Origin of the sequence: Clostridium paraputrificum AGR2156, assembly GCF_000424025.1 — a bacterium.
GTDB classification, from domain to species: domain Bacteria; phylum Bacillota; class Clostridia; order Clostridiales; family Clostridiaceae; genus Clostridium; species Clostridium paraputrificum.
This window is the reverse complement of sequence record NZ_KE384123.1, coordinates 67,168-77,650: the sequence shown is the minus strand read 5'-3', so window position 1 is coordinate 77,650 and position 10,483 is coordinate 67,168. Positions and strand designations below refer to the sequence as shown.

The 10,483-nt window shown below is 29.5% G+C and carries 8 protein-coding genes, 1 tRNA gene and 1 rRNA gene; 8 read left to right on the top strand and 2 right to left on the bottom strand.

Annotated features, from left to right (window positions below; translation table 11 throughout):
• The 7 genes from G594_RS0118020 to G594_RS0117990 form a co-directional block, all read left to right on the top strand.
• A 23S ribosomal RNA gene (locus tag G594_RS0118020) occupies window positions 1–281 on the top strand; the annotation flags it as partial.
• A gap of 56 nt (window positions 282–337) precedes the next feature.
• Window positions 338–412, top strand: a tRNA-Asn gene (locus G594_RS0118015).
• 258 nt (window positions 413–670) lie between these two features.
• On the top strand, window positions 671–1,363 hold the full coding sequence (locus G594_RS0118010; protein WP_027099820.1) for a response regulator transcription factor: 693 nt from the start codon (window positions 671–673) through the stop codon (window positions 1,361–1,363).
• Window positions 1,364–1,366: 3 nt separating this feature from the next.
• Entirely contained in the window at window positions 1,367–2,779 is a 1,413-nt protein-coding gene (locus tag G594_RS0118005) for a sensor histidine kinase (protein WP_027099819.1), read from the top strand.
• A complete protein-coding gene (locus tag G594_RS0118000; protein ID WP_027099818.1) occupies window positions 2,763–4,253 on the top strand; it encodes a hypothetical protein in 1,491 nt (496 codons plus the stop codon). The genes G594_RS0118005 and G594_RS0118000 overlap by 17 nt, the downstream gene beginning before the upstream one ends.
• A gap of 10 nt (window positions 4,254–4,263) precedes the next feature.
• The gene (locus tag G594_RS0117995) at window positions 4,264–5,646 is read left to right on the top strand and encodes a TldD/PmbA family protein (protein WP_027099817.1); all 1,383 of its coding nucleotides are present in this window, start codon (window positions 4,264–4,266) and stop codon (window positions 5,644–5,646) included.
• 9 nt (window positions 5,647–5,655) lie between these two features.
• Complete coding sequence (locus G594_RS0117990) at window positions 5,656–6,999, top strand: TldD/PmbA family protein (protein WP_027099816.1); 1,344 nt, start codon at window positions 5,656–5,658, stop codon at window positions 6,997–6,999.
• Window positions 7,000–7,040: 41 nt separating this feature from the next.
• Here G594_RS0117990 and G594_RS0117985 read toward each other — a convergent pair whose 3' ends face one another.
• Window positions 7,041–8,906 (bottom strand): LTA synthase family protein, encoded by a 1,866-nt coding sequence (locus G594_RS0117985; protein ID WP_027099815.1) that lies wholly within the window; start codon window positions 8,904–8,906, stop codon window positions 7,041–7,043.
• A gap of 159 nt (window positions 8,907–9,065) precedes the next feature.
• On the opposite strand from G594_RS0117985, the gene yedF reads away from it, so the two are divergent.
• Window positions 9,066–9,638, top strand: a complete 573-nt coding sequence (gene yedF, locus G594_RS0117980) for a sulfurtransferase-like selenium metabolism protein YedF (RefSeq protein ID WP_027099814.1) — start codon at window positions 9,066–9,068, stop codon at window positions 9,636–9,638.
• A 12-nt stretch (window positions 9,639–9,650) separates the two neighbouring features.
• Here yedF and G594_RS0117975 read toward each other — a convergent pair whose 3' ends face one another.
• Complete coding sequence (locus G594_RS0117975) at window positions 9,651–10,451, bottom strand: hypothetical protein (protein WP_027099813.1); 801 nt, start codon at window positions 10,449–10,451, stop codon at window positions 9,651–9,653.
• Window positions 10,452–10,483: the final 32 nt, after the last annotated feature.

The following is a 10,483-nucleotide window of genomic DNA, read 5'->3' as shown; positions in this document are numbered from 1 at the left end:
TCGCGGGCGTAGGAAATTTGAGAGGAGCTGTCCTTAGTACGAGAGGACCGGGATGGACTGACCTCTGGTGCACCAGTTGTTCCGCCAGGAGCACAGCTGGGTAGCTAAGTCGGGAAGGGATAAACGCTGAAAGCATCTAAGCGTGAAGCCCACCTCAAGATGAGATTTCCCATAGCATAAGCTAGTAAGACCCCTTGAAGAACACGAGGTTGATAGGTCAGAGGTGTAAGTGCAGTAATGTATGTAGCTGACTGATACTAATAGGTCGAGGGCTTGACCAAGTTAAAGATATTTCAATGATTATGTGCAATTTTCAGAGAACAGCTCTGATTAATATTCCGCGGTAGCTCAATGGTGGAGCACTCGGCTGTTAACCGATAGGTTGGAGGTTCGAGCCCTCTCCGCGGAGCCATTTAGAATTTTAAGCGATGGATTACCATCGCTTTTTTTGACGTGTAAAAAAATATAAAATTTTAATTTGTTATAAATAATTGGAGCTTTGTGACGGAACAAGCAAAATAAATATCCCCACCCATTTTTGCACATATAAATATGTTAATTAAATTGTAACTACCTTGAATAATATTTATATTATAATAAAAATTAATAGTATGATATAAAATGAGGTAATTATTAATAATATAAGAGAAAATAGTATTGAGGTGTTATTATGACAAAGATTTTATTAGTAGAAGATGAAGAAAGTATAAGAGGGTTTTTAAAGATAAATTTAGAACGAAACTCATTTGAAGTTATAGAGGCGGAAACTGGAGAAGAAGGAATTGAAAAAGCTTTAAGGGAAAAACCCGAAATAATAATCTTAGATGTTATGCTTCCTGGAATTGATGGATTCCAAGTTTGCAGTAGACTAAGAAAAGAGTTCCCTAATGTAGGTATAATTATGCTAACAGCAAAAGGGCAAGATATGGATAAAATTATGGGATTAGAGTTTGGTGCTGATGATTATATAATAAAGCCATTCAATCCTTTAGAAGTTGTGCTAAGGGTAAAAGCTATTTTAAGACGTATAGGGATAAGTGAAGATGAAAGTAGTAATAATAAAAATAAGTTAATGGGTGGTCCATTTATAATTGATTTGTACTCTCAAAAATTATTAAAGAATAATAAAGAGATTGATGTAACTCCTAAGGAATACATGTTAATGAAGCTATTCATTGAAAATCCTAATAAAGCATTTACTAGAGATGAATTATTAAATTTAATATGGGGATATAACTTTTTTGGAGACCCTAAAATAATAGATGTTAATATAAGAAGGTTAAGATCAAAGATAGAGGATGATTCATCAAATCCACAGTATATAGAAACTGTATGGGGAATAGGTTATAGATGGAAGGGATAAATTATGAGAACAATAAAAAGTAGGTTAGTTAAGAGTTTCTCTATAGTAATATTTATAACTATTTTAGTACTAGATATATTGCTTATTACTTTTGTAAGAAAGTACTATTATGATAATATGAATGATTTATTAAAAAATCAGTTACAAGTAACAACTAACTTTTATAAAAAATACTTTAATTTATATTCTTTAGAGGAAAACATTTATGATAGTTTAGATTCATTTTGGGAACAAACTGATGCACAAATACAGATATATGATAATACTGGTTCAATGTTAATGGATTCTATAGGAGTGGTAGAAGATAATGTTAAATATATAGATGTGCAAAAGTCACTACAAGGAGAAAAAAATAATAGGTGGATTGGAAATGTAAGTTATTATGACTATAAAGTAATGGCATTATCAACACCAATAGAGTCTGATGGAAAAGTTATAGGAGTAATGAGATTAGTTGTTTCTCTTGAAGCTGTAGATAAAGGAATAAGTAATATAATAGTATTTTTCTTAATTATATCTATAACTGTTCTGATTTTTTCAATTTTAGTTAGTACAATTTTAGCAAAAAATATAGTAGTGCCAATAAAGAAACTTACTATAGTAGCAGAGGAAATGGCTGGGGGAGATTTAGGAGTAAGAAGTGATACTAATTCAAGGGATGAGATAGGTAAATTAGCTAAAACCTTGGATTACATGGCAGAAGAAATACAAAAGAGAGAACAATTAAAAAATGAATTTATTTCATCCATTTCACATGAATTAAGAACTCCATTAACTGCTATAAAGGGATGGGTAATAACATTAGATGATTCGCAAACAGATAAAGATACTTTAAAAATGGGATTGAATATAATTGAAAAAGAAACTGATAGATTAGTTAATATGGTAGAGGAACTTTTGGATTTTTCTAGATTATCAAGTGGTAAAATGACTTTAAATAAGAAAGAAGTCTCAATAAAAGCTATATCTGATTATATTGATGTATATATGTCAGCTAGAGCTAGGCGTGAAAATAAAAGGCTTAATATAAATTTAGATTCTGAGAATAAAAAAATATATGTAGATATTGATAGAATAAAGCAAGTATTAATAAATCTTTTAGATAATGCTTTCAAGTTTACAGAAGCAGAAGGTACTATAAGCATAAGTTTTACCGCTGTTGAAGGTTCTTTAAAAATAGTTGTCCAGGATGATGGGTCTGGAATAACAAAGGAAGATTTGCCAAGGGTAAAAGAAAAATTTTATAAGGGTAAGAATGCAAAATCTAAAAATGGTATAGGTTTGTCTATATGTGATGAAATAGTTAAATTACATAATGGAGAGATTTTTATTGAAAGTGAAGAGGGCAAAGGGACATCAGTAACCGTAATTTTGCCAGTAATTAAGGAGGAAGAAGCTAATGAAAAGACTTTTTAGTAGTGTTATATGTATTTTTTTATGTATCTTTCTTCTAATGGGGTGTTCTTTTGTTCAACAAGAAAGTAGCTCAGTAATAGTACCTCCACGTAATATGAACTTAAAAATAAAAGGAGGATGGAATGCAGAGGTATATAAGATATTAGAACCTAATGTACTATCTGATGAGGATATAAAAAATATAACCTCAAATCCTATAAAAATAAGAAGCAATGGAATTAGCCTATCTGGAGAAGATATTAAGAAAATAAAATATACAGTAAAGGTTGTAAAGCCTAATTATACAATTTCTTATGAGAATAAATATAAAATGTCAAACTTATTAGGAAATGAGATAGAGAGTATAGATGTATATTCTATAATATATCAGAACAAAGTATTAGCAGAATTTTTTTATAATACAGAAGAAGAATCCTATTTATATTACCAAGGTATAATTTTTAAACTTAAGTTAAATAAAGATATAGATATAAGTGAAGAGCAAAAGTATGCTGATTATGAAGGTTCAGTTGTTAAAGATGAATCAGGGATTTCAGAAGGACTATATATAACTTTGAAGAAGCCTTCTGAAGCAGAAGGAATGCCAGAAACATATAGAACCTTATGGATTAGTACAAAAGATGGAAGCCTTCAAGATGTTAAAGAAAGAGAGAACATTATATTTCCAAGACTTAAAGGTATATGGTACTTAGAGCCAAAGTTGTATGAGGATAAGGAAAGAAAGATAAGGTACGAGTATTTTGAATCAGCTCCAATTGATATAGCTACAGTTGAGTATAATAACAAGTTGGTTGAAGAAATAAAAGGTAATATTGAAGATGGAACAACCTTATTAAGGAATATAAATTTTATAAGTAATGATTATATAGCAACAGAAGTAGTAAGTAATAATAGCAAATATGAATCTGATTATTATGAAGTACTACCAATAGATAATATGAATACATCAACTGGAATATCTATAAGCGATTTATATACAACTAAAGATTCCTATACTGATTATACGGATGCCTATAATGAAACTTATAATACACTTAATAATGAAATTAAATCATCATTATCACAATATATAGATTATAGTAATTTTACTTTAGTAAGGGATAATGGAAAATGGGTTATTCAGGGGAGGATGTCGTCTTTAAAAAATGATAAATATATTAACTTTCCAACAAGATTAAAGCCTATTAAAAAGTTATTAAATTATGATACACTATTAATATCATGGAAACTTTTAAAAGGAGTTAACCCATATATGATAGATGCGTATACATCGCCATATAAATCTCTAGCAGTTATAATTCTTAAGGATGAGATGCTTATTTACAGAATTGTAGATGGTACCTTATCAGACGAACCTCTAAAAAGGATACAGCTTGAAGAGGGAGAAACTGTTATAATGGCTGAATGGTGTAGTTCAAATTATATTGACAAGTGGGCAAGTGCTTTTAAAGAAAACAGTAGAACAATAAAATAGGAGGATTGAAATGATTTCAAGAGAGGTAGCATCAAAGGTTTTATCTAAGTGTCTAATTACCGGTGGTGATTTTGCAGAAATATTTGAAGAAGATAGTATAAATAATTCTATTGGTATTTTAGACAATAAAGTTGAAAACGCCTTAGGGGGTAGAAGTTATGGCGTTGGTATTCGAATCTTTAAAGGATTAAAAAGCGTTTATGCATATACAAATGATAGCAGTAAGGAAGGTCTTTTAGATACTGCATATAAAGCAGCCTTAGCCTTAGGGGATTTAAGGGAAGAAAGAACTATTGTAATAAATAATAGAACTATAATAAATGATAGACATAACATTGAAGTATTTCCTAATGTTGTTGATTATAATAAAAAAGTTGGTGTAATGAAAATAGCATATAAAAGTGCCAAGGAATATCATTCAGATATAGCTCAAGTAAGTGTATCATATATAGATAAAGATCAAAAAGTACTTATAGCAAATACAGAAGGGCTTTACGTTGAAGATAGAAGAATTAGAACAAGATTAGCAATAAATGCTGTAGCATCTAAGGATGGTGAAAATCAAACAGGATTTGAGGGGCCAGGAAGATATAAAGGCTTTGAAATGTTTAATGAGATTGATCCAGAATATTACGGTAAGGAAGCAGCACGTTCTGCATATGTAATGTTAAATGCACGCAACTGTCCAGCAGGTAGAATGATGGCTGCTATTGACAACGGATTTGGAGGAGTTATATTCCATGAAGCTTGTGGACATTCATTAGAAGCTACATCAGTAGCAAAGGGTAACTCTGTATTCTCTGATTGTTTAGGTAAACAAATAGCATCTTCAAAAGTAACTGCAATTGATGATGGTACATTACCAAACCATTGGGGTTCAATTAATGTTGATGATGAGGGGACACCTGGAAGAAAAAATGTTCTTATAGAAAATGGAATATTAAAGTCATATATGATAGATAAGCTAAATGGTAGAAGGATGGGAATGGATCCAACAGGAAATGCTCGTAGACAGAGCTATAAGTTTGCTCCAACATCTAGAATGACTAACACTTATATTGCAGCAGGAGAAGATGATCCAAAGGATATAATTGCATCAATTCCAGAGGGGTTATACGCTAAGAAACTTGGTGGAGGTTCTGTTAATCCTGTAACTGGTGAGTTCAATTTTGCTGTAGCAGAGGGGTATCTTGTTAAGAATGGTGAAATTCAAGAGCCTGTTAGAGGAGCAAGTTTAATAGGTAAGGGTAGCGAAGTATTGATGAATATTGATATGGTTGGAACTAATTTAGCACAAGCTCAAGGAATGTGTGGTTCTTCATCTGGTAGCGTTCCTGTTAATGTTGGGCAACCTATGATTAGAGTAAAAGAAATTACTGTAGGTGGAAGATAGGAGGTTAACATGGAATTTAGAGAATTTAAGGAAAAATTATTTAATAGAGCTAAAAATGAAGGCTTTCAAGAGTGTGAGATATACTTTACAAATAGAGAAAGCTTAAATATAACGGTTTACGAAGAAGAGGTTGAAAAATATAATTTAAATAAAACTTTTGGTTTATCTTTTAGAGGAAAAATTCAAGAGAAAATGGGATATTCATACACAGAAATTATGGATGAAGAAGCAATTGAAATGTTAGTAAAGAATGCTAAAGATGGAGCTAAAACTGTTGAGAGCGAAGATATACAGTTTATTTATGAAGGGGATAAAGAATATGAGGAAGTGAAGACTTATTCTGAAGACCTAGAATCAGTAAAACCTAGCGAATTAATAGATATTGCTTTAAATATGGAAAAGGAAGCTAAACAGTTATCTGATAAAGTAGTTAATCTTGGAGGATGTAGTGTAGGATATGGAACATCTAGTTATGGAATATATAATACAAAAGGGCTAGAGCTTAGTAATAAGACTAATCTGCTAACAGCATATGTAGTACCTATAGTTGAAGAATCAGGGGAAAAATATGATGGAACTGGTTATGTAACAGCAAACTCATTAAAAGAAGTAAATCCAAGAAAGATAGCTAAACAAGGTATTGAAGAGGCGTTATCAAGAATAAATGGTAAAAGCATTAAGTCAGGTAAGTATAAGACATTAATATATAATGAAGCTATGGTTTCTTTATTATCAACATTTGCCGGAGTATTTAGTGGAGATGCAGCACAAAAAGGTCTTTCTTTATTAAAGGACAGAGAAGGAGAAATAATTGCATCATCAATAGTAACTTTGGTTGATAATCCACTATTAGAAGATGGGTTAGCTTCTACTCCATTTGATGATGAAGGGGTAGCAACATATAAAAAAGAAATTATATCTAAAGGAAAGTTAGAAACTTTACTTCATAATTTAAAGACTGCAAATAAAGCAGGTATAAAAACTACAGGAAATGGATTTAAAGCTTCATATGCATCTACAGTTGGAATATCTCAAACTAACTTCTATATAGAGAAGGGAAGTAAATCTATAGATGAATTATATGAAGAAGTAGGGGAAGGGCTAATGATAACTGAGCTTGCAGGAATGCATTCAGGAGCAAATTCTATTACTGGAGATTTCTCATTAGCAGCAAAAGGATTCTATATAGAGAATGGAAAGAAATCATTTCCTGTTGAACAAATAACTATAGCTGGTAACTTCTTTGACTTATTGAAAGAAATTAAAGTTATAGGGGAAGACTTAAAGTTCCCAATGAGTAGTGTGGGATCACCATCTGTTATTATTAATGAATTATCTGTTGCAGGAAAATAGTAAAATAATAAGACACGCTGTAAATAGCGTGTCTTATTGCTTTAATTAACTTTTTTGAAATAATTAGCTCTTATCATTTTATCTGAAAGGTCTAAAGAAGATTTTATTATTTCCTCATCTTCTGTCGATAAGTTTTCTCCCTTAATTGTTCCATTAGTTAATATAGCATAGCTCCTATTAGTATTTAATAAATTTCTCCCTAGTGCTGTATTTTCATATAATGATTTATCTATTCCAAGTAAATACAACATAGTAGGCATTATATCAATTTGACCGCCAATAGTTTCTAAAGTCTTTGGTTCTTTAATATCTTTATCATAGATTATTAAAGGAACAATAGGATTACCATCGTCTAAATACCAAGCTTCTTTTTGAGAAAGTTGGTTTATTCCATGATTATAGTATTTATGAACTCCAGTATGATCCCCAACTATAACAACTAATGAGTTATCAAGAATTCCTTCTTTATCAAGTAACTCTAAGAAGTATCCAATTTGCTCATCTGTATAATGAACACTTTCAAAGTAACCCCCAAGCTCACTTTTATCTAACTCTTCATCTAATCCTAGTTTTCTATATTCTTGAGGAATATCGAAAGGACCATGATTAGTTAAAGTTATAGTATGAGCAAAGAATGGCGAATTTAAATTCTTTAGCATTGGTACAACTTGTTCGAAGTAGCTTCTATCACTTATACCCATACCTATTTGTTCATCATCATTAAATGAAAAGTAATCTATAAAGTTATCAAAATCAATACCACCTTTTAATGCATTTGCATAGTTCCAGAAAGAACCTTTATCAGGATGAATAGAAGAGGATGTGTATCCTGCATTTCTAAGAATTATAGGTAATGAATTATAGGTAGCATTTGGATATCTGAAGAATGTACTTCCTCTTCGTAATGGCAACATAGACGTATTTACCATTAAGTCAGAATCGGAGCTTGTCCCTTCGTTAACCTGTTCATATATGTTTGGAAAGTACAATCCTTTTTGTATTAGTTCATCCATTACAGGGGTAATTTTCTTACCGTTAATTTCTTTGCCTAAAACAAATGATTCAAGAGATTCTACTTGGATAACAATTAAATTTTTATTTTTTGAAATTCCCGCATATTCATTATCAGGTAGATTTTCATTTTTCCAATTATAATATTGATTAATTTGGTCATTTTCTTCTTCTGTTAGTTCATAAGGCTTGGAATCCTTATATACATTTATTATATCCATTATGTGATAACCAACAGGTGTAAAATATTTTACTGTATTAGTTGGATCATATCCATCAAAAAGATATGCATTCTTAACATTTTCGTTATTTAATACAAAAAGATTAAAAGGAACATATAATATAAAAGCTAAAGGAATAATAAATGTAGCTAAAAATGTTTTTATAGCTCTTTTAGGATTAATTGAGTAAGTTTTCCTAGTAAAGAAAACATAAACTCCTAAAATGATAAAGTCTAAGAAGAATATGAAATCATATGAGCTAAGCATGGACATTACTGATCCACCAAGATTATCTAAATTAGCAGTTTGAGTTAATATAAGGATTGAAGGTACTGTTAAAAATCCTCTAAAATACATAACATCTAATAATGTTAATGCAGTAATTAGGGAATCTATAACAAATAGATATATTATTCTACCTTTACCTTTGAATAATAAGCTAAAACTTAAAAATACTAAGGTATAAGCAAAATAATAATTTATACAAGGAGATGCATTGGAAAATCCAAGAGATATATTAAAGTCATATGGATTTTGATTTTGTATAAATCCTTGTAGAAATATAGATTTTAAAACTATTCCTAAAAGAGGAATAAGGAATAATCCTATTTTTATTAATTTATTTTTATCAAAATTTTTTAGATAGTTCTTAATTTGTTCTAATAAGTTACTCATTTCTTCACCTCTCAACAGTAATCATAATCAATTATAGTATAATATGATATGGCAAATCAAATTAAAGAAAGAGTATTTATTAAATCTTAATAAATGATATAATTTAAATATAACCATTTTTATAAATAAATAGCTTTAATTACAGTATGAGGTGATGGTATGAAGAGGATTGACTGTAGAGGTATAGAAGGTCCAAAGGTGATAAAGAAAGTTAAAAAATATTTTGATTCTATTGGTGAAGGTGAAGCAACTGTACGTGTAGATAATGATATTGCAAATAGTAATATAACAAAATATGCAATGACTCAAGGATATCATGTTGATTCACAAGAGGTTGGTGATGAGTTTAATCTAACTATTGAAAAAAGAGGATGCTTAGAGGTATTAGAAGAAGATAAAAATTATGTTGTTATAATTTCAACTGATATGTTAGGAAAAGGTGATGAGGAATTAGGAAAGAAATTAATGATTTCTTATTTGGATACAATAAGTGAAGAATTTAGATTACCTAAGAAGATTATCTTTTTAAATAGTGGTGTAAAGTTGCTATCTGAAGAGTCTAAAGTTATTGAAGGAATAAAACTACTAATTGAAAAAGGTGTTAAAATATACTCATCATCAATGTGCATAGATCATTATGATCTAAGAAATAAAGTTTTAGTTGGCATAAAGATAGATATGAATGAAATTGTTGATATTATGAATGAAGCAGACCAATTAATAAAGATATAAAGTAGATTAAATTTAATCTACTTTATATCTTTTATTATTTTCAAATAGAGTAAGAGTGTATAAGTTCTTTTCATTATCACCGAAGAAATCAGCATAGGCATCATTAAAACTATTAGACTTATTATCTATAAAATATACTAAAAAGCCTTTACAGTATTTGTAGGTATAGATTTCTTTTAATTCTCTACAAATATTATTTAAAGTATCCCGATCTGAAGAGTTTGCAATAACTTCAATTCTTAAGTAATTTCCACCATAGGCTAAGGTTTTTATTTTATATGAACTTTCACTATTTGAAGATACTGTTTCAAACTTTCCATTAAAAGAATATTCAATATTTGATACACTCTTATCAATTTGAATATTTGATTTAGTAGATGTATTTGGCATCAAGTTTTTAACTGTTAGATTTAAGGGTGAAACAGTAGAATTATTTTGGTCTAAAAACTTCAAGTGTACTATCCCTGTAAATTGCAGAGATGAATTATTATCAATTGATATATATGCATTTTTATTATTAGATAAATTAGGGTTACTAAACCTATATATAAATGATAAATCTTTATAAGAAGCTATGGATAATTCTGAGGTATTTATTTTAGTTTTATTTACAGAATTAAAACTATTATTTTTTAGGTTTATAAGACCTAATATTGTTCCTGAACTTAAAAGCACAAACGATACTGCTATTAGAATCAAAGTTATAGAGTTATAGATTTTTCGTTTTTTATGTATTTTAAGTCCTAAAATCACTATAGAAGAGCTAATGCCTAATAAACCTAAAATATATAAAACTATAAAAAAAGAATTCATATTAAATCACCTTATTTATTTTCGAAATTTAA

Excerpts from the sequence above, each read along its gene's own strand:
- G594_RS0118010 (WP_027099820.1), top strand. The coding sequence starts at position 671 with ATGACAAAGATTTTATTAGTAGAAGATGAAGAAAGTATAAGAGGGTTT.
- G594_RS0117975 (WP_027099813.1), bottom strand. The coding sequence starts at position 10,451 with ATGAATTCTTTTTTTATAGTTTTATATATTTTAGGTTTATTAGGCATT.
- yedF (WP_027099814.1), top strand. The coding sequence starts at position 9,066 with ATGAAGAGGATTGACTGTAGAGGTATAGAAGGTCCAAAGGTGATAAAG.
- G594_RS0117985 (WP_027099815.1), bottom strand. The coding sequence starts at position 8,906 with ATGAGTAACTTATTAGAACAAATTAAGAACTATCTAAAAAATTTTGAT.
- G594_RS0117990 (WP_027099816.1), top strand. The coding sequence starts at position 5,656 with ATGGAATTTAGAGAATTTAAGGAAAAATTATTTAATAGAGCTAAAAAT.
- G594_RS0118000 (WP_027099818.1), top strand. The coding sequence starts at position 2,763 with ATGAAAAGACTTTTTAGTAGTGTTATATGTATTTTTTTATGTATCTTT.
- G594_RS0118005 (WP_027099819.1), top strand. The coding sequence starts at position 1,367 with ATGAGAACAATAAAAAGTAGGTTAGTTAAGAGTTTCTCTATAGTAATA.
- G594_RS0117995 (WP_027099817.1), top strand. The coding sequence starts at position 4,264 with ATGATTTCAAGAGAGGTAGCATCAAAGGTTTTATCTAAGTGTCTAATT.